This window comes from Streptosporangium sp. NPDC000509, from assembly GCF_042898365.1.
In the GTDB taxonomy this organism is placed as follows: domain Bacteria; phylum Actinomycetota; class Actinomycetes; order Streptosporangiales; family Streptosporangiaceae; genus Streptosporangium.
The window spans coordinates 237,766-263,592 of the sequence record NZ_JBIAYX010000008.1 but is presented as its reverse complement, the minus strand read 5'-3'; the positions used below and the strand labels follow the sequence as shown (position 1 = coordinate 263,592).

Sequence of the window (25,827 nt, the reverse complement as noted above, 5' to 3'; positions counted from 1 at the left end):
CCGTGTCCCGGACGCCGCCCCGTGCCCGGAGCGGCGTGTTTCAGGGGACGGGTGTCAGAAGGAGAAGATCGGCCCTGTCGCGGTGCGTAGCTCGCACTGGCTGCTGAAGGTCCGCTGGTATCTGATGAAGCGGCCGTTCCAGGTGCCTGTCGCGGTGACGGTGATGGGGTCGTAGTACTGCGGGCAGGCCCTCCAGGGCAGCCTGATGCGTGCGGGGTCGCCCTGCGCCCTGAGCAGTAGCGAGCATGCCTGGCTTCCCTCGGGGTGCATGCCGTAGAGCGGCGTGCATCCCAGGCGGATGGTCCGCTTCCTGCCTATGCGCGAGACGGTCAGCGTGAGGTGCTTGGCGTACGGGCCTCCGGCCGTCGGCCACGGCGGGCGGGGCGGCATCGGGGCCGGAATCGGCGGAGGCGGGATGGGCTGACCCCAGGGCGGGCGCGGGATCGAAGTGGACCAGGGCGGCATCGGAACGGGCGGGGTCGCGATGGGCCGTGTCGGGATCGGGATGGGCTTGGGCGGAACCGGGGGCGGATCGGCGACCGGCTGGACCACGGGCGGGTCGGGTATGTGGTTCGGTGGTGACTGCGTGTCCGCGGTGGCGGTACCGCTGAGGATGACGAGCCCGGCGGCGGCCAGGCCGAGAATACATCGCATAGTTTCCCCCGATAAATACAAATTCCGCATATAACCGATAAGTCGTTTTCGGTTTGTTCGGGGGGAGCGAGTCGTACCCTGAGCTGCGAAGAGGCTACGTCGACAACGCGGGGATGTCTCGCAGTGACTCGCCACGGAATGCCATGAATTCACCGGTCGGGGGCGTCTCCGAACGGCCGCTCGGGGCAAAGGTCCGCGAGCATGATCGATCACACCGCAGATGGCGCCGTCCGCGGTGAGGGCGTGGGTTTCCGATGATCGCCGAGGTGACCGCGGGATGGCTGATGACGAAGGCCGGGGCCCAGGGCTGAAGGCCGGGCGGTCCGAGGCGGTCCGGGAAGGCCGCCTCGGACCGGACTCGGACCGGATGAGTGCGGTGGCGGTCAGCCGGCGTAGGGGGCGGCGACATCGAGGATCCAGGTGACGCCGAAGCGGTCGGTCAGCATCCCGAAGCCCGGCGCCCACTGCGAGGGACCGTACTTCTCGATGAGGTCGGCGCCGTCGGCGAGCCTGTCCCACAACGCGCCGACCTCCTCGGCGGTTTCGCCGCGGACGGACACGAAGAACCGCTCGCCGGTCAGCGTCATGCCGTGCTCACGAGTGGTGGCGGCGGGCACGGCGGCGGCCGGTGCCTGGCCGGGCACGTCGTAGGCCATGACGGCGAAACCGTTGTCGGCCGCGACCTGGCCGAAGACGATCTTGTCGGCGTCGGGCATGTCCTTCGGCATGCCGAAGTCGCCGTAGGTGATGGTGGTGAGGCGGCCGCCGAACACGGTCTGGTAGAACTCCAGCGCCGCGCGGGCGTCGCCGCGGAAGTTCAGGTGAGTGGTGGTGGAAATGGCCATGTGGGTGACTCCTTGTTGATTTTCCAGGCGCGATACGGCCTGTATGGGGTGGTAAGCCTCATTTGAGAGCGCCGGCAAAAAAAAGGGGGTGTCCGGGTCACGGTGGCTGACCGGCTCGAAACGAAGATTCGCAGGGGTAGGTGACAGGATGTGGCACCTACTTCGGACAGAATCAGGTTCATGCCGAAGACTTCCGCCCGACTGCTGGCCCTGCTGTCGCTGCTGCAGACCCGCCGGGACTGGTCCGGCACGGTGCTGGCCGATCGCCTGGACATCAGCCTGCGCACCGTGCGCCGCGATGTCGACCGGCTCCGCGAGCTCGGCTACCCCATCGCCGCCGTCAAAGGTCCCGACGGCGGCTATCGGCTCGGCGCCGGCACCGAACTCCCCCCGCTGCTGTTCGACGACGAACAGGCCGTCGCCCTCACCATCGCCCTGCGGATCGCCGCCACCACCCCCGGCAACGGCCTCGCCGAACCCGCCGAACGGGCACTGAACACCATCCGGCAGGTCATGCCCTCCCGGCTCCGGCACCGCGTCGACGCGGTGCGCGTCACCGCCGTCGAATCCCCTGCCACCCGACCGGCCGCCCCGGTCGACGGCGACGTACTCCTGACTGTCAGCGCCGCCGTCCACGCCCGCGAGATCCTGCGCTTCGACTACGCCGCCGGGGCCGCGGACGAACCCCCGCGCCGCGTCGAACCCCACCACGTCATCACCTGGGACGGACGCTGGTACCTCATCGCCTGGGACCTCGACCGCGATGACTGGCGCACCTTCCGCGCCGACCGGATCACCCCGCACACCCCCAACGGGCCCCGCTTCACCCCACGCGTACTGCCCGGAGGAGGCGTCGCCGCCTTCGTCACCGGCACGTTCCGCGGCTCCGGCGATTCCTCGGGCAACTGGCCCTGCCAAGGCACGGTGATCCTCGACCTGCCCGCCGCCACCGTGGCCCTCTACACCCGCGACGGAGTCGTCGAGGAGATCGGCCCCCACCGCTGCCGGCTCACCCTCGGATCCTGGTCCTGGCCCAGCCTTGCCGCCGCCATCGCCCGCTACGACGCCGACTTCGAAGTCGTCGGCCCCGACGAACTCGCCGGCGCCTTCGAACACCTCGCCCGCCGATTCACCAGAACCACAGCCGGCCCCGTCGCCCGTTCAGGCCAGTGGTACCGAGGCAGTTTGTCTGACGTGGCCAACATGCCCGAAGCCCCCGAACACCATGAAGGCAGATAGTCACCCACCACACACGGCCAACGGTTCGGAGCCACCCAGGACGACCGCGACATCGTCTTCGCCCTGAGGTCACGAGCGTCTCCGGCACCGGAAGGCGAGCGGAGACGACTCGACCGCGCCCGGGCGGATTTCGCGGTGGGCGCGGTCGGGTGAGCGACGTCGATACCTTGTGGGCCTCTGTCGAAACCTCCTACGGCAGATCGTGCCGTACGGTCCTTCGCTAGCGGCTGGCGCGGTTGACCGCGGAGATGACGGCCTTGAGCGAGGCGGTGGTGGTGTTGGAGTCGATGCCGACACCCCACAGGGTGCGGCCGGCGATCTCGCACTCGATGTAGGAGGCGGCCTTGGCGTCGGTCCCCGCGCTCATGGCGTGCTCGGCGTAGTCGAGGACGCGCACCTGGACGCCGACCCTCGCCAGGGCGTCGCAGAAGGCGGAGATGGGACCGTTGCCGACCCCCTCGACCTCGCGGATCTCACCGTCGAGGCGCAGATCGGCGCTGATGGCGTCCTTGCCGTCACCCCTGGAGGTGGTGCGGTGGGCCAGCAGACCCAGACGGCCCCACGGGCTGGCCGGGTTGGGCAGGTATTCGTCGGTGAAGACCTCCCACATCCGGGCGGCGTTCACCTCGCCGCCGACGGTGTCGGTGTGGGCCTGGACCGCGCGGGAGAACTCGATCTGCAGGCGGCGCGGCAGGTCCAGGTGGTGGTCGGCCTTCATGATGTAGGCGACGCCGCCCTTGCCGGACTGGCTGTTGACCCGGATGACCGCCTCGTAGGTGCGGCCGATGTCCTTGGGGTCGATCGGCAGGTACGGGACCGCCCAGGTGAACTCCTCGACCGGAACGCCCGCGGCGGCCGCGTCACGCTCCAGGTGCTCGAAGCCCTTCTTGATGGCGTCCTGGTGGGAGCCGGAGAAGGCGGTGTAGACGAGCTCGCCGCCCCACGGGTGGCGCGGGTGGACGGGCAGCTGGTTGCAGTATTCGGTGACCCGGCGGATCTCGTCGATGTCGGAGATGTCGACCTCGGGGTCGACGCCCTGCGAGAACAGGTTCATGCCCAGCGTGACCAGGCAGACGTTGCCGGTGCGCTCACCGTTGCCGAACAGGCAGCCCTCGATCCGGTCGGCCCCCGCCATGTAGCCCAGTTCGGCGGCGGCGACGGCGGTGCCTCGGTCGTTGTGGGGGTGCAGGGACAGCACGATCGAGTCGCGGTGGGCGAGATTGCGGTGCATCCACTCGATCTGGTCGGCGTAGACGTTGGGCGTGGCCATCTCGACGGTGGCGGGCAGGTTGATGATGACCTTGCGGTCGGGAGTCGGCTGCCAGACGTCGTTGACGGCGTCGCAGACCTCCACCGCGTACTCCAGCTCGGTGCCGGTGAAGGACTCGGGGGAGTACTGGAAGTAGATCTCCGTGTCGTCCATCTGGGCGGCGAGCTTCTTGCAGAGCTTGGCGCCCTCGACCGCGATCGCGGTGATGCCCTCACGGTCCTGGCCGAAGACGACCCGCCGCTGGAGGGTGGAGGTGGAGTTGTACAGGTGGACGATCGCCTGCTTGGCCCCGCGCACCGACTCGAAGGTCCGCTCGATCAGCTCGGCCCGCGCCTGGGTGAGGACCTGGATCACCACGTCGTCGGGGATCAGGTCCTCTTCGATGATCTGCCGTACGAAGTCGAAGTCGGTCTGGGAGGCGGCGGGAAAGCCCACCTCGATCTCCTTGTATCCCATCTTCACCAGCAGCTCGAACATCTTGAGCTTGCGGTGGGAGTCCATGGGATCGATCAGTGCCTGGTTACCGTCACGCAGGTCGACGGCGCACCATCGTGGGGCTCGGTCGATGACCTTGCCGGGCCAGGTGCGGTCGTCCAGCCGGATCGGCGCGAAGGACTGATAACGCGTGAAAGGCATGGGACTGGGTTGCTGCTGCGGATACATGCAAGGCTCCTCGACTGGGAAAACAATCGTGGCCGACGCGCATGGCTCGCTCCGCGACGAGGGAGCCGGCCTCTACAGGCCCTCGTCGCGGCAGCTAAGAAGCAGACCGCGCAGCATGCCTAGCACGTTAGCAGACGTCTCAGGATCCCCGTGCCTCGGTCTCACATCGCGGGACTTCGAAGATCTTCCAGATCTCGTCCGTACGGGAGGCGCCGCCCGCGACGGCCGCCGCGCGAGGCCGCCCGATTCCCCCGGTGCGACGATCCACTGATCGGATACAGTCCAGAAATACTTTGACAGGGGGAACGGCCATGAAGGACGGCGACATCCTCGCCCACATCAACGAGCTGATCGCCGAGGAGCGGGAGCTCCGGGCGAAGCTGGGCTCGCACTCGATCTCCTCACACGAGGAGAACAACCGGATCATGCAGCTGGAGGAGGCTCTCGACCAGGCTTGGGACCTGCTCAGGCAGCGCCGGGCGCTCCGCGAGTTCGGCGATGACCCCGACTCGGCGGCCCCCCGCCCGATCGACGAGGTCGAAGACTACCGTCAGTGACCGTTCGCCCGGAAAGTCGTCACAGGGAGTGCGTCGTCCGCCCCGCGAGCTGACCCGTCACTCCCGCTCGCCCGCCCCTGCCGCTCCGCCGCACTCACCCGGCACGCGGCTCGGTCACGGACGGAGACTCGGCGGAAGTCGGAGACCTGGCGGGGGTCGGAGACTTCTCCGTACTCGGAGACGGATGTGGAGACGGATCCGGGGACCGGTCGGAGGACGGTGGCAGCGGGCCGATCGCCTTCTCCGGACGGCCCTCGCAGCGCGAGTCCGCCGAAGTCCGCTGCGACGCCGGGGCGAGCCAGGAGATCACACTCTGTTCGACGTACCAGCCGTGCAGGTTCACCCACGTCCTGGGCACCTCACCGGGATCGGGGCAGAGCACCTTCGACTGCAGCCTGTCGTTCTGGATGAACTCCACGGCACCGTCACGCTTGAGGACGGTGGTCATCTGGTCGTCGCTGGCGACCATGTAGCCCACGACCACCTCGGCGGGCCTCTTCGCGGTCGGACTCTCCACGCTGATCTGTATGGCGATCAACGGGAGGATCGGCGCCCTCATCACGACCACGCCGACCAGGAACGGCGTGAACACCGCCATCCCGATCGCGATGCCGTGGGTCAGCACCCTGGCCGGCGCCTCGGGCACGGGACCGGTCAGCAGCGCCGCGAACACCGGGGGAAGCGTGAGCAGGATCGCGGTCGCCACGTCCCGCGCGGTGAACGCCGAGACGATCGCCGGCCACAGCATGACGTACGACAGCACGGCGGCGATCACCGGCAGCGCGTAGCAGAACGTCGTCCGCAGCTCCTCGTGATCCGGGAACCGTTCGCGCACGGTCAGCCCGAGCAGGGCGAGTGACATCATCGCGAGCGTCGGCAGGAAGCGCAGCTGCCAGGTGCACACGCCCATCGCGACGGCGAGGACCACGACCCAGCCGGGCAGCCGCTGGGCGCTGTGCACCAGCCACGAGAAGCGGCCGGTGCTGATCCAGTAGAGGGTGCCGAGAAGCCTGCCCCCGACCACGACGACGGGCAGCACCCACACCGTGGTCAGCAGGACCGCGCTCAGCAGGCCCAGCGGGCTGATGGTCTGCACGAGCAGGAGCAGCGTCTGGGTGTCCTGCCTGCTGGCGTACCACAGCCGCATCACCAGCAGGACGATCGGGAACACCGGCAGCAGCGTGAGGAACCACTCCTGGTTCCTCGGCGCGTCCCTCAACCGCGCGTTGGGCTTCAAGGCGCGGAGGGGCAATCCCGCACGGGGAGGGTCCGCTCCCAGGGCCAGCGGCGTACGTCCGGGGGAAGCGCGCACGGCTGCTGCGCCTGCGCCACGTCCACCCCCGGGTTGGCCGCCAGCAACGGCCGGATGTGCTTCTCGTACGCCTCCTCCCACATCTTGTTGCCCGGATCGGCGTAGGAACGGTAGAGCGCGAGATCGACCAGGGTACGCAGCGCGCGGTTGGAACCCGCGTTGACCGCCCACATCTCCGTCTTCTCCAGCGCGATGTCGTGGTGGCGCAGCTTCCTCTCCGGCTGTGCGACGAACCCGGCCAGCAGTGCCGCGTCGGTCGTCACCGCCTCGGCCGCCCTGTCGCTCGGCACACCGTCCGCCAGACGGTCCACGCACTTGCTGATCAGGAGCTCGGCGATGGGGTCGGTCTTGATCGCCTTCCTCAGTTCGGCCAGGGAGGTCGAGGTGCCGAGTGAGCAGACCTTCCTGCCCTCAAGCTGACCCAGCGAGGCGACGTTGTCGTCGGGGTAGTCGGCCCTGGTCACCACCGACTGCTCGGTGTAGAGGTAGGGCGTGGAGAAACCGACGGAGGGGTCGGCCCTGCGTTCCGGCGTCACGCTGAAGGTCGCCACCACGAGGTCGACCTTGACGAACGTGCCGTCCGTGTCGCGGGCCTGCATACGCGCCCTGTCCTCGGTCTCGATGGCGAGGAAGTCGACCTGGTCGGGCCGGAATCCCAGATCCGCCGCGATCATGTAGGCGATGTCGATGTCGAAGCCGGTGAAACCGGTCCCGCCCGGCTCCCGCAGGGCGATGCCGGGGGTGTCCTCCTTCACCCCGATCAGCAGTCTGTCCTTGTTGAGGAGTCCCGCCTTCTCCCGCAGCTCGGCCTCGGTGGGAGGCCCGTTCACCCACGCGATGGACACCCCGACCACGACCGCGGCGAGGACCAGCGCGATCCAGGCGGCCAGCCGGAAACGGCGGAAACGACGCCTGCGGGGCGGCCCCGGCGCTCCGGCCGGGGTGGTCGGCGGCCCGGGCTGGAAGCCCTTGACGTCCGCGTCGTCGAATCGCGGAGCGCGATCGTAGCGGTCGTCGTAGCGCCGGTCGCGTCCGTACCCGTCATCGTCCCGGCGGTCCCGGTCATAGCGGTCGTCAGACCTCCGGCCGCGCTCATATCGTCCGCTGTCGCGCCGGTCGCGTCCGTACCCGTCATCGTCCCGGCGGTCCCGGTCATGGCGGTCATCTCGGTCATCGGGATCACCACCCCGCCGGTCACGCTCATACCGATCGTCACCCCGCCGGTCACGGTCATAGCGGTCATCAGGCCTCTGATCACGCTCGCGGCGGTCATCAGACCTCTGATCGCGGTCGTGGCGGTCATCGGGATCACGACCCTGCCGGTCGCGTCCCTCGTCGCCTCGCGAGCCGGGGGCACCGGGGGCGGCGGGGGCGGCGGGGGCGCCGCCGTCCGGCTCGCCGATCGCCCCGCCGGGCGGTGTCTCGCGCTCGCCGACGGCCGGAGCGCCGGTCTCCCCCGAGTCAGGGGCCGGGCCGCCGGTCTCCCCCGGGGAAGACCGGCGCTGCTTCTCGGGAGGTGAGGGAGCCCCTTCCGGGCCCGTCTCCCCGTCCGCAGGTTCCTTCGCCATGACACCCCCGGACTCCGCTTTTCTGGGCAGATTATGTCGTCGTCACCCGCCGCGGGAGGCTCTTCATCAAGAAGTGATCAAATGGGCCCTTCTTGATGTTGGAAGTCCGATTCGGATTTTCTGCGGATCAGACGGCGAGAAGACGGTGAATTCCCTCCCCGCGCAGTTCCTCGGCCGCCCCTGAGTGGACGACGTGCCCGGCGTCGAGAATGAGGAAACGGTCGGCGAGGCGGAGCGCCAGATCCAGATACTGCTCGACCAGCAGAACCGACAGGCCCGTGGCGTGCAGCCGCTCGATCGCCTCCTCGATCTCGATGACGATCGACGGCTGGATGCCCTCGGTGGGCTCGTCGAGGATGAGCAGCTTGGGACGGGTGACGAGGGCGCGGGCGATGGCGAGCTGCTGTTGCTGCCCGCCGGACAGGAATCCGGCGCGCCGCTTGAGCAGCGGCTTCAGACGCGGGAAGGTCTCCAGGGCCTCCTCCAGCGCCTCCTGCGACCCCTTGGCGGCCTCCAGCGTGACCTGCAGATTGCCGAGCACGCTGAGCTGCGGGAACGTCTCGTGCCCCTGGGGGACGTACGCCATGCCGAGCCGGACCCGCTCGTGCGGCGGCATGCGGGTCACGTCGCGGCCCTCGAAGGTGACCGATCCCGCGGTGGCGGGCAGCACGCCCATCACCGTGTTGAGCAGGGTGGTCTTGCCGACCCCGTTGCGGCCCATCACGCACATCAGCTGCCCCGGCTCCACCTCCAGGGAGACTCCGAACAGCACCCGGGCCCTGCCGTACCCGGCGTCAAGTTCCTGTACCGACAGCATCGCTGCGCTTCCTTCCGATATAGACCTCCTGCACGCGCGGATCGTCGCGAACCTCGTCGACCGACCCCTCGATCAGCACCTTGCCCTCGTGCAGGACGGTGACCTGCGAGGCGTACCTGCGCAGGAACTCCATGTCATGTTCGATCACGATCACCGTGTGGTCGTTCGCCACGGACGTGAGAAGCTCGCCGGTGCGCTCCCGCTCGTCCTTGGACATACCGGCCACCGGCTCGTCCAGCAGGAGCAGCTTGGGACTCTGGGTGAGCAGCATGCCGATCTCCAGCCACTGCCGCTGACCGTGGGAGAGCACCCCCGCGGGCCGATCGGCCAGCTCTTTGAGGCCGGTGGTCTCCAGGGCCTCGGCGACGGCCTCCGAGATGCCCCGCCTGCGCCGGGCCAGCGACCAGAGCGGCCTGCGGAACGACGCGGCCAGGTCGAGGTTCTCCAGGACGGTGAGCTCCTCGAAGACCACCGAGGTCTGGAAGGTCCGCCCGACGCCGAGCCGTACGATCTTGTGTTCGCGCTGCCCGACCAGGCTTTTCCCGTCGAAGACGACCTCGCCGGTGGTCGGGCGGGTGAGGCCGGTGATGACGTCGATGAGCGTGGTCTTCCCCGCCCCGTTGGGGCCGATCAGGAAGCGCAGCTCCCCCTTCTCGACGGTGAGGTCGATGCCGTCGATGGCGCGGAAGCCGTCGAAGACCACCGACAGCCCGCGCACCTCGATCATCGGGCTCATCCGACCTCCTCCATGACTCTCACTCCGGGGGCGTCCGCGGGCGGCGGTTCCGGGTCCGTACGACGCCTCGACCTGCGCGCCCAGGCGTCGCGCGCCGACGCCGCCACGCCGAGGATCCCCTTGGGGGCCAGGGTCATGACGAGGATGAACAGCGCGCCCTGCAGGTAGAGCCAGCCGTCGGCGAACTGCTCGCTGAAGGACGTCTTGGCGTACCCCATCACGACCGCGCCGAGGATCGCCCCGGCCAGCGCGAACCTGCCGCCCACCGCGACCGCGACGACGAGTTCGAGGGAGGGGACCACGCCCAGCAGCGCGGGCGAGATGATGCCGACCACGGGCACGAACAGGGCCCCCGCGAGCCCGGCCATGCCCGCTGAGAGCGCGAAGGTGACGGTCTTGATCCTGGCGGGGTCGTAGCCGAGGAACCTGACGCGGTCCTCACCGTCCCTGATCGCGACGAGCAGCCGCCCGAAGCGGCTTTTGACCAGCTGGCGGGCACCGAGATAGAGCAGTCCCGTGACGATCGCGACCGCGAGGTACAGCCCGCGCTGGGTGGAGTCGGCCGCCAGGTCCTGGCCGAACAGGTCGTAGAAGTTGGTCAGGCCGTTGGTGCCGCCGGTCAGGCCCTGCTGGCCGACGAGCAGGATGACGAACGCGGCGGCGAGCGCCTGGGTGAGGATCGCGAAGTAGGCGCCGCGCACCCGCTGCCTGAACACCAGCAGGCCGAGCACCGTGGCGATCGCCATCGGCCCGACGACGACCATGGCGAGCGCGAACACCGGGTTCGCGAACGGTTTCCACAGGGCGGGCAGCTGCTCGACCCCGCTCCACACCATGAAGTCGGGCAGGTCGCCCTGGGCGTCCACCAGTTTCAGGTGCATCGCCATGGCGTAGCCGCCGAGGCCGAAGAACACGCCCTGGCCCAGGGTGAGCATGCCGCCCTGCCCCCAGGCCAGGCCGATGCCCAGGGCGATGATCGCGAAGCAGAGATACTTGGCCAGCAGGCCGAGACGGAAGGGCTCCAGCAGGAGCGGCGCGACCACGAGGGCGAGCACGGCCACCACCGCGAAGACCCCGGGCCCCCTGAGACGTGCGAGATTCATGTCAAAGCCCTCGATCGGAGTACGAACAGGCCCTGGGGCCGGAACTGGAGGAAGGCGATGATCGCGGCGAACACGATCACCTTCGCCAGGCTGGCGTCGCTCCAGAACTCGGCGTAGGAGTTGAGCAGGCCGAGGCCGGCGGCGGCGATGACGGCGCCGCGCAGCTGGCCGAGGCCTCCGGCGACGACCACGAGGAAGGCGTCGACGATGTAGTAGGTGCCGAGGGCGGGTCCGACGGGGCCGATGAGGGTGAGGGCCACTCCGGCGACCCCGGCCAGGCCGGAGCCGATGAAGAAGGTGCGCTGGTCCACGTGGGCGGTGTTGATGCCGCTGACCGCGGCCAGCTGGCGGTTCTGCATCACCGCCTGCATCCGCCGCCCCTGGCCGGTGCGGTTCATGTAGGCCCAGATGCCGACGACGGTGACGATGGCGAGGGCGAAGATGAACAGCCGGTTGTAGGGCAGGGACGCGATGCCGCCCTGCAGCCAGGTGGGTGCCTGTACCTGCACGTTGGGCGCCCCGAACAGGTCGCGGGCGAGCTGCTGCAGCACGAGGCTCACACCCCAGGTGAGCAGCAGGGTGTCGAGCGGGCGGCCGTAGAAGTGGCGGATCGCGGTCCGTTCGAGGATGAGCCCCATCAGCCCGGCGACCAGGAAGGCGACGGGCAGGGCGACGATCACGGCCATCCGGCCGGTGAGGTCCTGGAGCAGGTAGGCGGTGTACGCGCCCGCCATGATGAACTCGCCGTGGGCCATGTTGATCACGCCCATCTGGCCGAACGTGAACGTCAGGCCGAGGGCGATGAGGAGCAGTACGGCGCCGATGGACAGGCCGATCGGGAGCTGGTTGAGGAAGGCCTCCACCGAATCCCCTTCCTAGGAGTGTCTGGCTCCGGAGCGGGCCGTGCCGCATTGTGGGTGCGCCACGGTGCTGCCCGTGATCTGGTCACGGCCCGGTCCGGAGCCGGTCTGAGAGGGGGTCAGCCGTTGGCCAGGCCGCTCGCCCAGGGGTAGCCCTTGAGGTAGGGGTCGGGCTTGATCGGTTCGCCGGAGTTCCAGACCTCCTTGATGAGACCGTCGGGCTGGATCACCCCGATCCTCGCCGTCTTGTACATGTGCTGGTTCTCGCCGTCGATGGTGACCAGGCCCTCGGGGCGCTCCAGGGCGATGCCCCCGGCGACCTTCTTGACGGCTTCGACCTCGACGGTTCCGGCCTTCTTGGCGGCCTCGGCCCAGAGGTAGACGGCGTTGTATCCGGCCTCCATCGGGTCGGAGGTCACCTTGTCGGCGCCGTACTTGGCCTTGAACGCGGCGACGAACTTCTCGTTCGCCGGGTTCTCCGTGGTCTGGTAGTAGTTCCAGGCGACGGGGTGGCCGGCGATGTTGTCGACGCCGATGCCCTTGACCTCCTCCTCGGCGACGCTCACCGACAGGACGGGCATCTTCTCGGCGGTGACCCCCGCGCTGTTGAGCTGCTTGAAGAAGGCGACGTTGCTGTCACCGTTGAGGGTGTTGAAGACCGCGTCCGGTTTGGCCTGGACGACCTTGTTGGTCAGCGTGCTGTACTCGGTGTGACCGAGGGGGGTGTACTCCTCGCCGAGGATCTCCATCCCGTTCGCCGCCGCGTACGCCTTGATGATCTTGTTGGCGGTGCGGGGGAAGACGTAGTCGCTGCCGACCAGGAATATCTTCTTCTTGCCCTGTTCCTTGAGGTAGTCCAGGCCAGGGATGATCTGCTGGTTGGTGGTGGCGCCGGTGTAGAAGATGTAGGGCGAGCTCTCCAGGCCCTCGTACTGGACCGGGTACCACAGCAGGGCCTTGCTCCGCTCGAACACCGGCAGCATCGCCTTGCGGCTGGCGGAGGTCCATCCACCGAAGGTGGTGGCGACCTTGTCCTGGCGGATGAGCTTGGTGGCCTTCTCCGCGAAGGTGGGCCAGTCGGACGCGCCGTCCTCCACGACGGGGATCAGCTTCTTGCCGAGTACGCCTCCGGCGGCGTTGATCTCCTCGATCGCGAGCAGCTCGGAGTCCCGCACGGTCACCTCGCTGATGGCCATGGTCCCGCTGAGCGAGTGCAGGATGCCGACCTTGATGCCGTCCTCACCGCCACCGCCACCGGCACTGGCCGCGTTCTTGTCCGCAGGGGCTTCGCCTCCACATGCGGTCAGTGCCATGGCCAGCGCCACGGCGACGACTCCGGAGCGCCACACTGTGTTCCTCAATGACTTTCCTCCTTGCCGGTACGGCCCCCGCACCGAGCTATCTGCCGTCAAGGTGACTGAGTGAGGTTTCCCGACTAGTTCGCAGTTGTTAATTGCGCTTTACCGGGATTTCACCGCTGTGACAGGACGTGGCGGCGCGGACACCGCACCACTTTTTATCCTGACAAATCAGCAAATTTCGTGATATTCACTTCGGAACGCGTCGGTATACCCGCAGGAAAGGGGACACCGATGGCCGCTTCTCTCCCGTTCGTACGATCCGCACCACCTGGAAACCAGCACGACATCGACGTGCAACATCATGGAAACCGCCGGTTCCTATGGTCCGGGAATGCGGCTCACACCACACGAGCAGGAACGCCTGCTCATCCACGTCGCCGCCGGTGTCGCCCGCGACCGCAGGTCACGGGGCCTCCGGCTCAACCACCCCGAGGCCACCGCGATCATCGCGTCCTTCCTCATGGAGGGCGCCAGAGACGGGCGCACCGTCGCCGAGCTGATGGACGCGGGCCGCAAGGTGCTCTCCCGCGACGACGTCATGGAGGGGGTGCCCGAGATGCTGTCGTCGGTCCAGATCGAGGCCACCTTCCCCGACGGCACCAAACTCGTCACCGTCCACCACCCGATCCCGTGAGCCCCGGCCGATCTCATGAGAGCCCACGACTTTCCACCGGCCCCTCACATCCCAGGAACGGTGAGCGCCGATGACACCCGGTGAGATCCAGTACGGCGACGCGCCCATCCCGCTCAACCCGGGCCGTGAGCGCGTCACCGTCCGCGTCGTCAACACCGCCGACCGGCCGATCCAGGTCGGCTCGCACTACCACTTCGCCGCCTGCAACCCCGGCCTGGAGTTCGACCGCGAGGCGGCCTGGGGCACCCGGCTCGACGTCCCCGCCGGCACGGCGGTGCGGTTCGAGCCCGGTGTGGAGCGCGATGTCACCCTCGTACCGATCGGCGGACTGCGGATCGTCCCCGGCCTCCGCCCCGAGTGGGCCGGACCTCTCGACGGGAGCCCCGGTGTTCATTGAACGATCGCGCTACGCCGCGCTCTACGGCCCCACCACCGGCGACCGGGTCAGGCTGGCCGACACCGACCTGCTCATCGAGGTCACCGAGGACCTGTCGATGGGCCCTTCCGGAGCGGGTGACGAGGCCGTCTTCGGCGGCGGCAAGGTCATCAGGGAGTCGATGGGCCAGGCCAGGACCACCAGGGCCGAGGGTTCGCCCGACCTGGTGATCACCGGCGCGGTGATCCTCGACCACTGGGGCGTGGTGAAGGCCGACATCGGGATCCGCGACGGCCGCATCGTCGCGATCGGCAAGGCGGGAAACCCCGACACCATGGACGGCGTCCACCCCGACCTGGTCATCGGCCCCTCGACCGAGATCCTCGCGGGCAACGGGAAGATCCTGACCGCCGGGGCGATCGACTCCCACGTCCACCTGATCTGCCCGCAGATCCTCGACGAGGCCCTCGCCGCGGGGGTGACCACCATCGTGGGCGGCGGCACGGGACCCGCCGAGGGCACCAAGGCCACCACCGTCACCGGCACCTGGTATCTCGCCCGGATGCTGGAGTCGCTCGACTCCTACCCGATCAACGTCGCGCTGCTCGGCAAGGGCAACACGGTCAGCCGCGAAGGGCTGCTCGAACAGCTCCGCGCCGGGGCCTCGGGGTTCAAGCTGCACGAGGACTGGGGCACCACCCCCTCCGCGATCGACGCCTGCCTCTCGGTCGCCGACGACACCGGCACCCAGGTCACGATCCACACCGACACCCTCAACGAGGCCGGGTTCGTGGAGTCGACGCTCGCGGCGATCGGCGACCGGATGATCCACGCGTACCACACCGAGGGGGCGGGCGGCGGTCACGCGCCGGACATCATCCGGGTCGCCTCCTACGGCAACATCCTGCCGTCCTCGACGAACCCGACCCGCCCGCACACCGTCAACACGCTCGACGAGCACCTCGACATGCTGATGGTCTGCCACCACCTCAACCCGTCCATCCCCGAGGACCTGGCCTTCGCCGAGTCCCGGATCCGGCCGTCCACGATGGCGGCCGAGGACATCCTGCACGACATGGGTGCGATCTCGATGATCGGCTCGGACTCCCAGGCGATGGGCCGGGTGGGCGAGACGATCATCCGCACCTGGCAGACCGCGCACGTGATGAAGCGCCGCCGGGGCGCGCTTCCCGGTGACGGCCCCGCGGACAACCTCCGCGCCCGGCGCTACGTCGCCAAGTACACGATCTGCCCGGCCGTGGCCCACGGCCTGGACGGCGAGGTCGGCTCGGTGGAGGTCGGCAAGCTGGCCGACCTCGTCCTGTGGGATCCGGCTTTCTTCGGCGTCAAACCGGACCTGGTGGTCAAGGGTGGTGTCATCGCGTACGCCCAGATGGGTGACGCCAACGCCTCCATCCCGACACCGCAACCGGTCATGCCGCGCCCGATGTTCGGTGCCGCCCCGCTCACCGCCTCCGCCACGTCGGTCCACTTCGTCGCCCCCCTCGCGATCGAGGACGGCCTCGCCGACCGGCTCGCCGTACGCAGGCGCCTGCTGCCTGTCGCCGACGTGCGTCGCAGGGGCAAGGAGAGCATGCCGCTCAACGACGCGATGCCCAGGATCGACGTCCATCCCGACACCTTCGCCGTCAGCGTCGACGGCGAGGTGATCGAACCCGCCCCCGCCGAGACCCTGCCCATGACCCAGCGCTACTTCCTGTTCTGACCGGTTCCCGATCGACCGCCCCGCTGTCCCGTCCAGCCGAAGGTGAGGCCCCGTAGCGCATGAACGCCGCGTTGCTGCTCCTGGCCGACTCCCGGCTGCCCGCCGGGGGTCACGGCCACTCCGGAGGCGCCGAGGAGGCGGTCAGGATCGGTGCGATCCACGACCTTCCCGGCCTCGCCGCCTTCCTGCGGGGCCGCCTCGCCACCGCGGGCCTCGTGACGGCCGCCCTCGCCGCCGCGGCCTGCGAGCTCGGCACGGCCCACCTCTCCGCGAGCCTCTCGCCTCCGGCGGGCGGCTCTCCGGCGGAGGTTCCCACGCGGACGAACGGCCTCCCCCCGGCTGACGGCGCCGCTCTCGTGAACGGTCCGGCTCTCACGCCCGCGAACGGCCCCGATCCCGCTCCCGCGAACGGCTCGTCTCCGGATCCGGAGACGAGCCGTTCGCTCTGGGTACGGCTGGACGCGGAGGCAGACGCCAGGATCTCCTCGCCCGCCCAGCGGGAGGCGAGCCGCACGCAGGGCAGGCTGCTGCTGCGCACCTCGCGGAGAATCTGGCCCTCCCCGGTGCTCGACGCGTCGGCCGGAGCCGTCACCTCGGGGGTCCACCACCCTCTCGCGCTCGGCGCGGTGGCGGCGGTGGCGGGCTGCTCCCCCGCCGAGGCCGCCCTCGCGGCGGCCTACACCTCCGTCACCGGACCCGCCACGGCGGCGGTACGGCTGCTGGGACTCGACCCGGTGGCCGTCCACCGCCTGCTCGCCGAACTCGCCCCGGCCCTGGAAAGGGTCGCGGCCGCCGTCCCCACCGGGCCTGCGTCCCGATCCCGGGAGTCCTGGGGAGCCGGAAAGCCCCGAGAGCCCGAGAAGTCGCGGGAGTCCGGAGAAACCGGAAAGTCCCGAGGGCCCGGGATGTCATGGGAGTCGTGGGAATCGTGGGAGTCACTGCCCGCGCACGCCGCCCCCGCGCTCGACCTGCTCGCCGAACAGCACATCCGCGCAGATCTGAGGCTCTTCGTCTCCTGACGACCATCTGGAAGGACGGTGACCCCCATGGGCGCCAACCACGACGACCACCACCACGCCGCCGACCCTCACGGACGAGCATTACGCCTGGGCATCGGAGGCCCGGTCGGCAGCGGCAAGACCGCGCTGACCGCGGCCCTGTGCCGGACGCTCGGCCCTTCGATGCGCCTGGGTGTGGTGACCAACGACATCTACACCACCGAGGACGCCGACTTCCTGCGCAGAGCGGGCGTGCTCCATCCCGAGCGGATCGTCGCCGTCCAGACCGGATGCTGCCCGCACACCGCCATCCGCGACGACATCGCGGCCAACCTCGACGCGGTGGAGAGCCTGGAGGAGCGGTTCGGCCCGCTCGATCTGGTGATCGTGGAGAGTGGCGGGGACAACCTCACCGCCACCTTCAGCAGGGGCCTGGCCGACCGGCAGATCTTCGTCCTGGACGTGTCGGGCGGCGACAAGGTCCCACGCAAGGGCGGCCCCGGCGTGACGACGGCCGACCTGCTCGTGGTCAACAAGACCGACCTGGCGCCGATGGTCGGTGCGGACCTCACGGTGATGTCACGCGACGCGGCGGCCGTACGGGAGGGCAGGCCCGTGCTGTTCACCTCGATCAGGGAGGACCCGAGCGCGCACGCGGTCTCGGAATGGGTCACCGGCCTGGTCTCGTCCTGGGCCCACGAACACTCCGGCGTCTGACCTCATGTCCGTCACCGACTCCGCTCCCGCCCCCGCACGGCCCGCACGATCCCTACGACCCGAGCCCGAGCGGGCCGGGCGGCGGTCGATGAGGGCACGGGCGGAGATCGTCACCCGGCGGGACTCCGGCGGCCGGACCGTCCTGGCCACGATGCGTTCCGGACCGCCGCTCACGGTGCGGGCGACCGCGCCGGGCCGGGTGCACCTGGTGTCCACCGCCGCGGGTCCGCTGGGCGGCGACGACCTCGCCCTCGACATCGAGGTGGCACCGGGCACCGCGCTTGAGGTGCGGTCGGTGGCGAGCACGCTGGTGCTGCCCGGTTTCACGGGGGCCGAGTCGCTGATGACGATCACGGTCAGGGTCGGCGCGGGCGCCTCGCTGCGGTTCGCGCCGGAACCGACGGTGCTCGCGGCGGATTGCCTGCACCGGACGGCCGTCCGGCTGGACCTGGCCGAGGACGCGCGGGTGTTCTGGCGCGAGGAGATCGTCTTCGGCCGGTACGGCGAGCGGCCCGGGCGTTGCCACTCGCGCTTCGACGCCGTTCTCGGCGGGGTGCCGCTGCTGCGGCAGGAGTTCGTGGTCGGCGATCCGGAGATCGACGGCAGCTCCGCCGTCTACGGTGACGCCCGCTGCGTGGGCAGCACCCTGATCACCGGACGGGCGCCGGAGACGACGGTGGGGGACGGCTGGGCCGTCCTTCCGCTCGCCGGCCCGGCCACCCTGGTCTCCGCGCTGGGCCGGGACGCCGTCGAGCTGCGGCGGCGGCTCGGGCACGGTGAGGAGGCGACCGCTTTGATACGGCGATGACGGATCCTCGCTCGTAGAGACCCGGCCGGCGGAGCCACCGGGCCGTCACAACGACCTTGCGGGAAAAACCGGATCCGGCCCTCATCAGGTGGTGATACCCGGTCAACGTTCAAAGACGGACCGGCACCCGTCGTGCTCTCACCGGGTTCGAAGTGCCTCGGTGCCGCTCTCAGTCGTAGAAGCCCAGGCGGCGGAGCTGCTTGGGGTCGCGCTGCCAGTCCTTGGCGACGCTGATGCGCAGGTCGAGGTAGACGCGGGTGCCGAGAAGCGCCTCGATCTGCCCGCGGGCACGGCTGCCGACGTCCTTGAGCCGGGAGCCCTTGTGCCCGATCACGATGGCCTTCTGTGACGGACGCTCGACGAACATGTGCGCGTAGATGTCGAGCAGGTCGTCGCGGCCCTCCCTGGGCATCATCTCGTCGACGACGACCGCGATCGAGTGCGGCAACTCGTCGCGTACGCCCTCCAGGGCCGCCTCGCGGATCAGCTCGCCCACCAGCACCTGCTCGGGCTCGTCGGTGAGCCGGCCTCCCTCGTACAGCGGCGGGCTCGGTGGCAGGCGCCGGACCAGCACGTCGGCGAGCACGTCGAGCTGCTCGCCCGACTGCGCGGAGACCGGGACGATGTCATCGAAGTCGGCGAGCTGGGAGATCGCGAGCAGCTGCGCGGCGATCTGCTCGCGGGTCGCCAGGTCGCACTTGGTCACCACGGCGACCACCGGGGTCTTCTTGATGCCCGCGAGCTTCTCCGCGATGAACCGGTCGCCCTTGCCGATGGGCTCGTTGGCGGGCACGCAGAAGCCGATCACGTCGACCTCGGTGAGGGTGGAGAGCACCAGGCTGTCCAGCCGCTCGCCCAGAAGCGTGCGGGGCCGGTGCAGCCCGGGAGTGTCGACGATGATGAGCTGGGAGTCGGGGCGGTGCACGATGCCACGGATGGCCCGGCGGGTCGTCTGGGGCTTGGAGGAGGTGATCGCCACCTTCGTGCCGACCAACGCGTTCATCAGCGTGGACTTGCCGACGTTGGGCCGGCCGACGAAGCAGGCGAAACCGGCATGGAAATCAGCAGCTGAGGAACTCACGTCCACCATTGTCCCCGATACCGGACTCAGCTCTGACGCGGTGTCCCGTCGGGGCCGGCCACGAGCACGGTCTCACCGCCCAGATCGCGGACCGCCCGCGTGTCGGCATCCGAGGGGCCTTCACCCGCCGTGACCAGCGCGGCGGCCTCCAGTGACTCCGCTCCGCTGGAGACGGCCATCGCCACGGCGACCTGGAGCGCGGAGAGGGTCAGTGACGGCAGCGCCACGTTGGTCGCCGAGTAGGTCCTGCCCGTCTCGTCCCGCACGGCGGCCCCCTCCGCGGCGCCGTTGCGGGCACGGGCGGAACGGGCCAGCACGATGATCTTCTTGTCCTCGGGATCGAGGGTCGCGTCACTCACGGCACAAGGGTATTCAGCCATCACCCCTCACCGCGACCCGGCCTCGCCCCGGCGGGGTTCTCCCGGCGAACCCCGCCGGGGCGAGGCCGGTTCTCCCGGCGAACCGCAGGCCGCATCCTGCCGGCGCATCCGCTGGTACGGCGTGCCCTTTCACGTGCCGGCCTCGTCGACCAGCAGGCGGGCGAGCTGCCCGGTACGCGCGGCGTCGACTTCCCTCACCCCGGCGTGTACCAGCGAGATCAGGGTGTGACCGCTGAGCGCGAACACCAGGTGGATCTCGTACGGGTATCCGTCCAGCCTGCCGTTCAACCGCCTCGCCCGCACCCCGTCACCGACCCCGCTCAGATCCAGGTCCAGGTCGGAGACCCTGAAGGCGGTGCCGCGACCCGCCATGGGCGTGCGCACGACAGGGCAGCCGCCCAGCGCCTCGGCGAGCTCGCCGAAGTGGAGTGCGGCGTCGTCGCCGTCGTAGGAGGCCAGGCCGAACCCGGCCAGTTCCCCGACCCCGTCGCCCTGGTAGGTCACGGCGGCCCGTGCTTCCAGCGCCCGCTTCGGCGGCCTGCCTCCGGCGGCGTCGAGGACGAGTCTGCAGTCCTCGTCGACGGCTTTGAAGGGGGCGCGCCAGCCGGCGCGCGGGCGTGTCGTGAACCCGTCAGGCAGCCCTCGCGCCTCGCCGAGTACCGCCCGCAGCCGGTCCCGCTCTGCGGCACGATCCGGCACCCCGCCCTTTTCCTGCTCGCCACACCCGACCAAAACACCCGACAAAAGTCCACACCACACTACAAAAACGACAAAACTCATCCCCCGTGTCATGACCATTCCCCCGATGTCATGTGCGAGGCGTCCCTGTCCCCACCGACCCGCTTTCTTCCCCATCGGCAAAAGCGGCAATCATTCAATAAACGCCTAAGGGTGCCCTCAACCGCACCTCACGGTCGAGAACACCCTTGCGCGAGTCACGCAGAACAGCCTCGGAGCTCTGCGTGACCCTGTCTCCCCTGAGGTAGATCCCTCGCACCGCGAACCCCTCCGGGCACCGGGACCTTCCCCACCGGCTCCCGCGCGACCGGGTGCCGTGAGAGAAGAGTCGCGCGCCCCGGTTGCGAGAGGCTTGCGAATGGCTTGTAAACGGATAACCCACCCAAAACGCATGGGGCGCTTCCCCGGGCCTCCGCGGCGGCCCGGGACCCCTCACTGGTCGGCGGAGGCCGAGACCGAGTCGGGCTCGGCGGGAACGGCCCTGGTGACGAGGACCGTGCCGATCCGGTTGCGGCGCCCGGCGAGGCTCTCGGCCGTCAGGCTGAGACCCTCCACCACCGCGTGGGAACCGGCGATCGGCACCCGGCCCAGCGCGTGCGCCAGCAACCCTCCGACGGTCTCGACGTCGTCGACCTCAAGCTCGATGCCGAACAGGTCCTCCAGGTCGCTCACCGGGAGCCTCGCGGTCACCCGGACCGCGCCGCCCTCCAGCGGCTCCACCCTGGGCGCCTCCTGGTCGTACTCGTCGGTGATCTCACCGACGATCTCCTCCAGAATGTCCTCGATGGTGACCAGACCGGCCGTGCCGCCGTACTCGTCGATGACGATGGCCTGGTGGATCTGGCGGGCCTGCATCTCACGGAGAAGCTGGTCGATCGGCTTGCTCTCCGGCACGTAGGTGGCCGGGCGCATGAGGGACTCCACCGGCTCGGCACGCCCCTCGTCACCGGTGTCCTGCACCCGGCGCGCGATGTCCTTGAGGTAGGCGATACCGATGACGTCGTCCTCGTTCTCACCGACCACGGGGATCCGCGAGAAACCGCTGCGCAGAGCGAGCGACAGAGCCTGGTTCAGCGTCTTGCCGCGCTCGATGAACACCATGTCGGTACGGGGCACCATGACCTCGCGGGCCAGGGTGTCACCGAGCTCGAAGACCGAGTGGATCATCTCCCGCTCGTCGGGCTCGATCACCCTGCGCTCCTCGGCCAGGTCGACCAGGTCGCGCAGCTCGGCCTCCGAGGTGAAGGGCCCCTCGCGGAAGCCCTTGCCGGGCGTCACGGCGTTGCCGAGCAGGATGAGCAGCTTGGGCAGGGGGCCGAAGATCCGGGTCAGCCCGTAGACGAGGGGCGCGCTCGCGAGCGCGATCGGCTCCGCGTGCTGACGCCCCAGCGTGCGCGGGGAGACCCCGACGATCACGTAGCTGATGACGATCATGACGGCTGCGGCGGCGGCGTAGGCACCGCCCCGGTCGCCGAGCCAGTCGATGAAGAGCAGCGTGGCGATCACCGTGGCGACCAGCTCGCAGCTCAACCGGAGCAGGAGCAGCAGGTTCAGGTAGCGCGGCGGGTCGGCGACGATGGCCTGCAGGCGCCCTGCGCCCCGGCGGCCTTCGCGGCCGAACTCCTCCGCGCGAACCCTTGAGATGCGGGTCAGGGCCGTCTCCGCGCTGGCGATCAACCCGCCGACCACGACGAGGACGACGGCCGCGAACAACCACCCGTTGGCGAGGTTCACCGCTGGGGGCGCACCTCCCGCCACGACTCCAGAAGCTCGCCCTGAAGGCCGAACATCTCCTTGTGCTCCTCGGGCTCGGCGTGGTCGTATCCGAGCAGGTGGAGGATGCCGTGCGTGCACAGCAGCTCCAGCTCGGCCTCGGTGCCGTGCCCGGCCTCGGCCCCCTGCTTGGCGGCCACCTGCGGGCAGAGCACCACGTCACCGAGGAGCGCCGGGTCGGTGGGCGCGTCGCCCTCCTGCCTCGCCCCCGCGCCGGGCCCGGGGCGCAACTCGTCCATCGGGAAGGCGAGCACGTCGGTGGGGCCGGGCTCGCCCATCCACTGTTCGTGCAGCACCGACATCGCCTCTTCGTCGACGACCAGGATCGACAGCTCGGCGAGCGGGTTGATGCCCATCCGCTCCAGCACGTGCCCCGCGAGCGAGACGATGAGCCCCTCGTCGATCTCGACACCGGACTCGTTGTTGACCTCGACGCTCATCGGGCGCTCCTCGCTCCCCGCTCGCCACGCGGCCGGCTCGTGCCCCGCGCCCCGATCGGTTTCCCGCGCCGGAGTCGCTCCACGCTCATCGCCTCTCGACCGGCCGTTCTCATGATCTCCCTCGGGGACGTTTGACCACGCCCTTGATCTGCTCCACCGCGCTGCTCTGGCGCTGCGTCTCGTCGTAGCGTCCGTACGCGTCCACGATGTCTCCCACCAGCTTATGCCGCACCACGTCGGCGCTGGTCAGGCGGCTGAAGTGGATGTCGGAGATGCCATCGAGGATGTCCTGGACGACCCGGAGGCCGCTCTGTGTGCCGTTCGGCAGGTCGACCTGGGTGACGTCTCCGGTGACAACGATCTTCGAGTTGAAGCCCAGCCGCGTCAGGAACATCTTCATCTGCTCCGGCGAGGTGTTCTGCGCCTCGTCCAGGATGATGTAGGCGTCGTTGAGCGTACGGCCGCGCATGTAGGCCAGGGGGGCGACCTCGATCGTGCCCGCGGCCATCAGCCTGGGGATCGAGTCGGGGTCGAGCATGTCGTGCAGCGCGTCGTAGAGCGGGCGCAGGTAGGGGTCGATCTTCTCGTAGAGCGTGCCCGGCAGGAAGCCCAGCCTCTCGCCCGCCTCGACGGCGGGGCGGGTGAGGATGATCCGGTTGACCTTCTTCTCCTGGAGGGCCTTCACGGCCTTCGCCATGGCGAGGTAGGTCTTGCCCGTGCCTGCCGGACCGATGCCGAAGACGACGGTGAACTTGTCGATCGCGTCGACGTAACGCTTCTGGTTCACGGTCTTCGGGCGGATGGTCCGGCCCCGCGAGGAGATGATGTCCAGGGAGAGCACCTCGGCGGGCCTGTCGGAGGTCATCCGCAGCATCGCGATGCTGCGCTCGACCGCGTCGGCCGTGAGCTGCGCGCCCCCGCGGACGAGTTCGGACATCTCCTCGAAGAGCCGCACCACGGTGCTGCTCTCCTCGGGGCTGCCGGTGACGGTGATCTCGTTGCCCCGGACGTGGATGTCGGCGCGGAAGGCGCCCTCGATGACGCGCAACAACTCGTCGCGCGAGCCCAGCAGGCTGACCATCGACTGATCGTCCGGAATAACCACCTTCGCCTGGGTCCGGCTGGCACCCCGGGACCTCGGCGGCGTTCTGCTGGAATCGTTTGTCTCGGACATGAGCGGGCCTTACGGCCTGTTCGCCTCCAGATATAGGCGCGGAACTTCAACGCCATGCTATCCGCGATCGTCAAGATCACGCCTACCGGTTTTCAGCCGGGCGGCCACTGCAGGCCCCGCCCGCCGATCACGTGTCCGTGCACGTGGAAGACGGTCTGGCCGGCACCGGGCCCGGTGTTGAACACCAGCCGGTAGCCCGACTCGGCGACCCCCTCCAGCAGGGCGACCTCGTGCGCGGCCTTGATCACCTCGTCGGCCAGGCCGTGGTCGGCCGCGGCGAGGGCCGCCGCGTCCCGGTAATGATCCTTGGGGATCACCAGCACGTGGGTCGGCGCCTGGGGATTGACATCGCGGAAGGCCAGCGCGCGATCGGTCTCGTAGACGATCTCCGCGGGAATCTCCTTGGCCACGATCCTGCAGAACAGGCAGTCGGCTTCGCTCACCATGACAGGCACCATACCGCTGAGGACGTTGTGAATCGGTGATGGTTCCCGTCCGCAAACAAAGATCCGCCCGGATATGGTGGGTGTGCAAAACTTCAACCACGACAGCCCTTTGCGCACAGCAATATATGGCCGCCTGGCGAGGACACGACTGGGTCATGCCCCCTAATGAACCGGAAGAGCGTAAACCCTCTGGGAAGGCCAAGCGTCCCACTGATGTGACCACCGAGACCCTCGTGGCCGACAGGTCGCTCGGGGCGGTGCCCGTCGGATGGGACGCCGACATGGCCGTTACCGCGCTCTACAGCGCGCACTATCGGTCTCTTGTCCGTCTCGCCGTCTTGCTCGTCCGCGATATGGCAACCGCGGAGGAGGTCGTGCAGGACGCGTTCGTCGCCATCCATGGCGCCTGGCGCCGACTGCGCGACACCGACAAGGCACTGGCTTACCTGCGACAGTCGGTCGTCAACCGATCACGTTCGGTGCTTCGGCATCGAGCGGTCGTCGAGAAGTACGCGCCCAAGGGCATGCCCGACGCGCCGAGCGCCGAGAACGGCGCGATCGGCGAGTTCGAGCGTTCCGCCGTCATCGAAGCGCTGCGCGGGTTGCCCGCACGCCAGCGGGAGGCCCTGGTCCTGCGTTACTACGGAGATCTGTCCGAGGCGCAGATCGCCCACGCGATGGGCATCAGCAAAGGCGCGGTCAAGAGCCACACGGCTCGTGGCATGGCCGCCCTACGAACCTCACTGGAGCAACTGTCATGACCGACTCCCCGGATGAGTACGGCGAGCTGCTTCGCCGCGCGCTCAGCGCGGAGGCGAACTCGGTCGTTCCCTCCCCGGACGGGCTGGAGATAATCCGCGGCCGCATCGAGCGGCGCGGACTCCGCGGGCTGATGTGGTGGCGTGCCGGAGCCTCCGTCGCCGGTGCGGTCCTCGTCGCGGCGACCGTCGTCATGGTGGTTCCCCAGTTCCGCGAACAGGTGATCCCTCAAGTGAGCACCGAAGGGGTCAAGTACGCCGAGTCGACTCCTCCCGTCGACGGGTCCGCCACCTCGCGCCCCCCTGCGGCCTCCTCGCAGCCACCGTCCGCCCACGCCCCGCTTCCGACTCTCGACAGGTCGGGCGACCCCGGCGCCACCATGCTCCCGCCGACGCCCACACCGTCCAGGAGCGCGGCGTCCAGCACCCGGCCGTCCAGGACCGACTCGGCGCCGACGCCCCGGCCGGCGCCGACGCCGACGCCGACCTGCCCCACTCCCCCCGACAGCCCTGAGGTCGAGCCCAGCGGGATCATCAGCAAGTGTGAGGAGATCGAGGCGACCCCGACGCCGTCGCGATCGAGGCCACCGGCCCCCTCGGAGAGCCCGTGCTCGCCCGATGAGTGCGCCCCCTCGAGCGACGTGTCGCCCCCCATGCCGACGGAGGCGAACACCCTGGCTCCGGCCCCCATCCAGAACTAGCGCGGTAACCGGTCACGGCGAGCCGTGACCGGTGCCCCATCCACAACCAACGTTGGTACCGGTCACGGCAAGCCGTGACCGCTTCTCTGTCT

The 25,827-nt window shown here is 69.3% G+C and carries 27 protein-coding genes; 10 read left to right on the top strand and 17 right to left on the bottom strand.

The window, feature by feature from the left end; all coding sequences use genetic code 11:
• Positions 1-54: 54 nt before the first annotated feature.
• Both ACFY3D_RS17100 and ACFY3D_RS17095 read right to left on the bottom strand, forming a co-directional pair.
• Positions 55-654, bottom strand: coding sequence for an SSI family serine proteinase inhibitor (locus tag ACFY3D_RS17100; RefSeq protein WP_389980366.1), 600 nt, complete (start codon positions 652-654; stop codon positions 55-57).
• 383 nt (positions 655-1,037) lie between these two features.
• Positions 1,038-1,499, bottom strand: a complete 462-nt coding sequence (locus tag ACFY3D_RS17095) for a VOC family protein (protein WP_389980364.1) — start codon at positions 1,497-1,499, stop codon at positions 1,038-1,040.
• A gap of 180 nt (positions 1,500-1,679) precedes the next feature.
• Here ACFY3D_RS17095 and ACFY3D_RS17090 point away from each other — a divergent pair, with 180 nt between their 5' ends.
• Positions 1,680-2,738: a helix-turn-helix transcriptional regulator gene (locus tag ACFY3D_RS17090; RefSeq protein ID WP_389980362.1), complete on the top strand. Its 1,059-nt coding sequence runs from the start codon at positions 1,680-1,682 to the stop codon at positions 2,736-2,738.
• Positions 2,739-2,958: 220 nt separating this feature from the next.
• On the opposite strand, the gene leuA is transcribed toward ACFY3D_RS17090, so the two are convergent.
• A complete protein-coding gene (gene leuA / locus ACFY3D_RS17085) occupies positions 2,959-4,671 on the bottom strand; it encodes a 2-isopropylmalate synthase (protein WP_389980360.1) in 1,713 nt (570 codons plus the stop codon).
• 311 nt (positions 4,672-4,982) lie between these two features.
• Here leuA and ACFY3D_RS17080 point away from each other — a divergent pair, with 311 nt between their 5' ends.
• Positions 4,983-5,228 (top strand): DUF2630 family protein, encoded by a 246-nt coding sequence (locus ACFY3D_RS17080; RefSeq protein ID WP_389980358.1) that lies wholly within the window; start codon positions 4,983-4,985, stop codon positions 5,226-5,228.
• A gap of 94 nt (positions 5,229-5,322) precedes the next feature.
• On the opposite strand, the gene ACFY3D_RS17075 is transcribed toward ACFY3D_RS17080, so the two are convergent.
• From ACFY3D_RS17075 to urtA, 7 genes are all read right to left on the bottom strand, one after another.
• The gene (locus ACFY3D_RS17075) at positions 5,323-6,465 is read right to left on the bottom strand and encodes a hypothetical protein (RefSeq protein ID WP_389980356.1); all 1,143 of its coding nucleotides are present in this window, start codon (positions 6,463-6,465) and stop codon (positions 5,323-5,325) included.
• A complete protein-coding gene (locus ACFY3D_RS17070) occupies positions 6,462-8,108 on the bottom strand; it encodes a transporter substrate-binding domain-containing protein (RefSeq protein WP_389980354.1) in 1,647 nt (548 codons plus the stop codon). The genes ACFY3D_RS17075 and ACFY3D_RS17070 overlap by 4 nt, the downstream gene beginning before the upstream one ends.
• A gap of 127 nt (positions 8,109-8,235) precedes the next feature.
• Positions 8,236-8,925 carry an urea ABC transporter ATP-binding subunit UrtE gene (gene urtE / locus ACFY3D_RS17065; protein WP_362898413.1) on the bottom strand — a complete coding sequence of 230 codons (690 nt, stop codon included), beginning with the start codon at positions 8,923-8,925 and terminating at the stop codon, positions 8,236-8,238.
• Positions 8,903-9,661, bottom strand: coding sequence for an urea ABC transporter ATP-binding protein UrtD (urtD, locus tag ACFY3D_RS17060; RefSeq protein WP_389980352.1), 759 nt, complete (start codon positions 9,659-9,661; stop codon positions 8,903-8,905). Before urtD ends, urtE begins: the two co-directional genes overlap by 23 nt.
• Positions 9,658-10,764: an urea ABC transporter permease subunit UrtC gene (gene urtC / locus ACFY3D_RS17055; protein ID WP_389980350.1), complete on the bottom strand. Its 1,107-nt coding sequence runs from the start codon at positions 10,762-10,764 to the stop codon at positions 9,658-9,660. Before urtC ends, urtD begins: the two co-directional genes overlap by 4 nt.
• Positions 10,761-11,627, bottom strand: coding sequence for an urea ABC transporter permease subunit UrtB (urtB, locus tag ACFY3D_RS17050; RefSeq protein WP_350944542.1), 867 nt, complete (start codon positions 11,625-11,627; stop codon positions 10,761-10,763). The genes urtC and urtB overlap by 4 nt, the downstream gene beginning before the upstream one ends.
• A 116-nt stretch (positions 11,628-11,743) precedes the next feature.
• Positions 11,744-12,937: an urea ABC transporter substrate-binding protein gene (gene urtA, locus ACFY3D_RS17045; RefSeq protein ID WP_389980479.1), complete on the bottom strand. Its 1,194-nt coding sequence runs from the start codon at positions 12,935-12,937 to the stop codon at positions 11,744-11,746.
• Between the two features lie 379 nt (positions 12,938-13,316).
• Here urtA and ACFY3D_RS17040 point away from each other — a divergent pair, with 379 nt between their 5' ends.
• The 6 genes from ACFY3D_RS17040 to ACFY3D_RS17015 all read left to right on the top strand — a co-directional run bounded on the left by ACFY3D_RS17040 (position 13,317) and on the right by ACFY3D_RS17015 (position 18,244).
• Positions 13,317-13,619, top strand: coding sequence for an urease subunit gamma (locus ACFY3D_RS17040; protein ID WP_350944544.1), 303 nt, complete (start codon positions 13,317-13,319; stop codon positions 13,617-13,619).
• A gap of 70 nt (positions 13,620-13,689) precedes the next feature.
• On the top strand, positions 13,690-14,016 hold the full coding sequence (locus ACFY3D_RS17035) for an urease subunit beta (RefSeq protein ID WP_350944545.1): 327 nt from the start codon (positions 13,690-13,692) through the stop codon (positions 14,014-14,016).
• Entirely contained in the window at positions 14,006-15,721 is a 1,716-nt protein-coding gene (locus ACFY3D_RS17030) for an urease subunit alpha (RefSeq protein ID WP_389980348.1), read from the top strand. The genes ACFY3D_RS17035 and ACFY3D_RS17030 overlap by 11 nt, the downstream gene beginning before the upstream one ends.
• Positions 15,722-15,780: 59 nt before the next feature.
• Entirely contained in the window at positions 15,781-16,740 is a 960-nt protein-coding gene (locus ACFY3D_RS17025; protein ID WP_389980346.1) for an urease accessory protein UreF, read from the top strand.
• Positions 16,741-16,767: 27 nt separating this feature from the next.
• The gene (ureG, locus tag ACFY3D_RS17020) at positions 16,768-17,436 is read left to right on the top strand and encodes an urease accessory protein UreG (protein WP_350944549.1); all 669 of its coding nucleotides are present in this window, start codon (positions 16,768-16,770) and stop codon (positions 17,434-17,436) included.
• A gap of 88 nt (positions 17,437-17,524) precedes the next feature.
• Complete coding sequence (locus tag ACFY3D_RS17015; RefSeq protein ID WP_389980344.1) at positions 17,525-18,244, top strand: urease accessory protein UreD; 720 nt, start codon at positions 17,525-17,527, stop codon at positions 18,242-18,244.
• A 169-nt stretch (positions 18,245-18,413) separates the two neighbouring features.
• Here the strand turns inward: ACFY3D_RS17015 and era are convergent, their stop codons facing one another.
• From era to ACFY3D_RS16980, 7 genes are all read right to left on the bottom strand, one after another.
• The gene (era, locus tag ACFY3D_RS17010) at positions 18,414-19,334 is read right to left on the bottom strand and encodes a GTPase Era (protein WP_362898423.1); all 921 of its coding nucleotides are present in this window, start codon (positions 19,332-19,334) and stop codon (positions 18,414-18,416) included.
• A gap of 17 nt (positions 19,335-19,351) precedes the next feature.
• Complete coding sequence (locus tag ACFY3D_RS17005; protein ID WP_350944553.1) at positions 19,352-19,705, bottom strand: cytidine deaminase; 354 nt, start codon at positions 19,703-19,705, stop codon at positions 19,352-19,354.
• A 129-nt stretch (positions 19,706-19,834) separates the two neighbouring features.
• Complete coding sequence (locus tag ACFY3D_RS17000) at positions 19,835-20,404, bottom strand: hypothetical protein (protein WP_389980342.1); 570 nt, start codon at positions 20,402-20,404, stop codon at positions 19,835-19,837.
• 471 nt (positions 20,405-20,875) lie between these two features.
• Complete coding sequence (locus tag ACFY3D_RS16995; protein ID WP_389980340.1) at positions 20,876-22,177, bottom strand: hemolysin family protein; 1,302 nt, start codon at positions 22,175-22,177, stop codon at positions 20,876-20,878.
• Positions 22,174-22,656, bottom strand: a complete 483-nt coding sequence (gene ybeY / locus ACFY3D_RS16990; protein WP_344742683.1) for an rRNA maturation RNase YbeY — start codon at positions 22,654-22,656, stop codon at positions 22,174-22,176. The genes ACFY3D_RS16995 and ybeY overlap by 4 nt, the downstream gene beginning before the upstream one ends.
• A gap of 109 nt (positions 22,657-22,765) precedes the next feature.
• The gene (locus ACFY3D_RS16985; protein ID WP_389980338.1) at positions 22,766-23,830 is read right to left on the bottom strand and encodes a PhoH family protein; all 1,065 of its coding nucleotides are present in this window, start codon (positions 23,828-23,830) and stop codon (positions 22,766-22,768) included.
• A gap of 92 nt (positions 23,831-23,922) precedes the next feature.
• The gene (locus tag ACFY3D_RS16980; protein WP_350944844.1) at positions 23,923-24,273 is read right to left on the bottom strand and encodes a histidine triad nucleotide-binding protein; all 351 of its coding nucleotides are present in this window, start codon (positions 24,271-24,273) and stop codon (positions 23,923-23,925) included.
• A 284-nt stretch (positions 24,274-24,557) separates the two neighbouring features.
• Between ACFY3D_RS16980 and ACFY3D_RS16975 the strand changes: the two genes are divergently transcribed.
• Together ACFY3D_RS16975 and ACFY3D_RS16970 are read left to right on the top strand one after the other, a co-directional pair.
• A complete protein-coding gene (locus tag ACFY3D_RS16975) occupies positions 24,558-25,037 on the top strand; it encodes a SigE family RNA polymerase sigma factor (RefSeq protein WP_043655278.1) in 480 nt (159 codons plus the stop codon).
• A complete protein-coding gene (locus ACFY3D_RS16970; RefSeq protein WP_389980336.1) occupies positions 25,034-25,735 on the top strand; it encodes a hypothetical protein in 702 nt (233 codons plus the stop codon). The genes ACFY3D_RS16975 and ACFY3D_RS16970 overlap by 4 nt, the downstream gene beginning before the upstream one ends.
• Positions 25,736-25,827 lie beyond the last annotated feature (92 nt).

What these genes read in the sequence shown, in the direction of transcription:
- era (WP_362898423.1), bottom strand. Translation starts at nt 19,334, where the DNA reads ATGGTGGACGTGAGTTCCTCAGCTGCTGATTTCCATGCCGGTTTCGCC.
- ACFY3D_RS17090 (WP_389980362.1), top strand. Translation starts at nt 1,680, where the DNA reads ATGCCGAAGACTTCCGCCCGACTGCTGGCCCTGCTGTCGCTGCTGCAG.
- urtC (WP_389980350.1), bottom strand. Translation starts at nt 10,764, where the DNA reads ATGAATCTCGCACGTCTCAGGGGGCCCGGGGTCTTCGCGGTGGTGGCC.
- ureG (WP_350944549.1), top strand. Translation starts at nt 16,768, where the DNA reads ATGGGCGCCAACCACGACGACCACCACCACGCCGCCGACCCTCACGGA.
- urtD (WP_389980352.1), bottom strand. Translation starts at nt 9,661, where the DNA reads ATGAGCCCGATGATCGAGGTGCGCGGGCTGTCGGTGGTCTTCGACGGC.
- ACFY3D_RS17005 (WP_350944553.1), bottom strand. Translation starts at nt 19,705, where the DNA reads ATGGCTGAATACCCTTGTGCCGTGAGTGACGCGACCCTCGATCCCGAG.
- ACFY3D_RS17080 (WP_389980358.1), top strand. Translation starts at nt 4,983, where the DNA reads ATGAAGGACGGCGACATCCTCGCCCACATCAACGAGCTGATCGCCGAG.
- ACFY3D_RS16970 (WP_389980336.1), top strand. Translation starts at nt 25,034, where the DNA reads ATGACCGACTCCCCGGATGAGTACGGCGAGCTGCTTCGCCGCGCGCTC.
- urtE (WP_362898413.1), bottom strand. Translation starts at nt 8,925, where the DNA reads ATGCTGTCGGTACAGGAACTTGACGCCGGGTACGGCAGGGCCCGGGTG.
- ACFY3D_RS17040 (WP_350944544.1), top strand. Translation starts at nt 13,317, where the DNA reads ATGCGGCTCACACCACACGAGCAGGAACGCCTGCTCATCCACGTCGCC.
- ACFY3D_RS16985 (WP_389980338.1), bottom strand. Translation starts at nt 23,830, where the DNA reads ATGTCCGAGACAAACGATTCCAGCAGAACGCCGCCGAGGTCCCGGGGT.
- ACFY3D_RS17100 (WP_389980366.1), bottom strand. Translation starts at nt 654, where the DNA reads ATGCGATGTATTCTCGGCCTGGCCGCCGCCGGGCTCGTCATCCTCAGC.
- leuA (WP_389980360.1), bottom strand. Translation starts at nt 4,671, where the DNA reads ATGTATCCGCAGCAGCAACCCAGTCCCATGCCTTTCACGCGTTATCAG.
- ACFY3D_RS17095 (WP_389980364.1), bottom strand. Translation starts at nt 1,499, where the DNA reads ATGGCCATTTCCACCACCACTCACCTGAACTTCCGCGGCGACGCCCGC.
- ACFY3D_RS17025 (WP_389980346.1), top strand. Translation starts at nt 15,781, where the DNA reads ATGAACGCCGCGTTGCTGCTCCTGGCCGACTCCCGGCTGCCCGCCGGG.
- ACFY3D_RS16975 (WP_043655278.1), top strand. Translation starts at nt 24,558, where the DNA reads ATGGCCGTTACCGCGCTCTACAGCGCGCACTATCGGTCTCTTGTCCGT.
- ACFY3D_RS17015 (WP_389980344.1), top strand. Translation starts at nt 17,525, where the DNA reads ATGAGGGCACGGGCGGAGATCGTCACCCGGCGGGACTCCGGCGGCCGG.
- ybeY (WP_344742683.1), bottom strand. Translation starts at nt 22,656, where the DNA reads ATGAGCGTCGAGGTCAACAACGAGTCCGGTGTCGAGATCGACGAGGGG.
- ACFY3D_RS17035 (WP_350944545.1), top strand. Translation starts at nt 13,690, where the DNA reads ATGACACCCGGTGAGATCCAGTACGGCGACGCGCCCATCCCGCTCAAC.
- urtA (WP_389980479.1), bottom strand. Translation starts at nt 12,937, where the DNA reads ATGGCACTGACCGCATGTGGAGGCGAAGCCCCTGCGGACAAGAACGCG.
- ACFY3D_RS17070 (WP_389980354.1), bottom strand. Translation starts at nt 8,108, where the DNA reads ATGGCGAAGGAACCTGCGGACGGGGAGACGGGCCCGGAAGGGGCTCCC.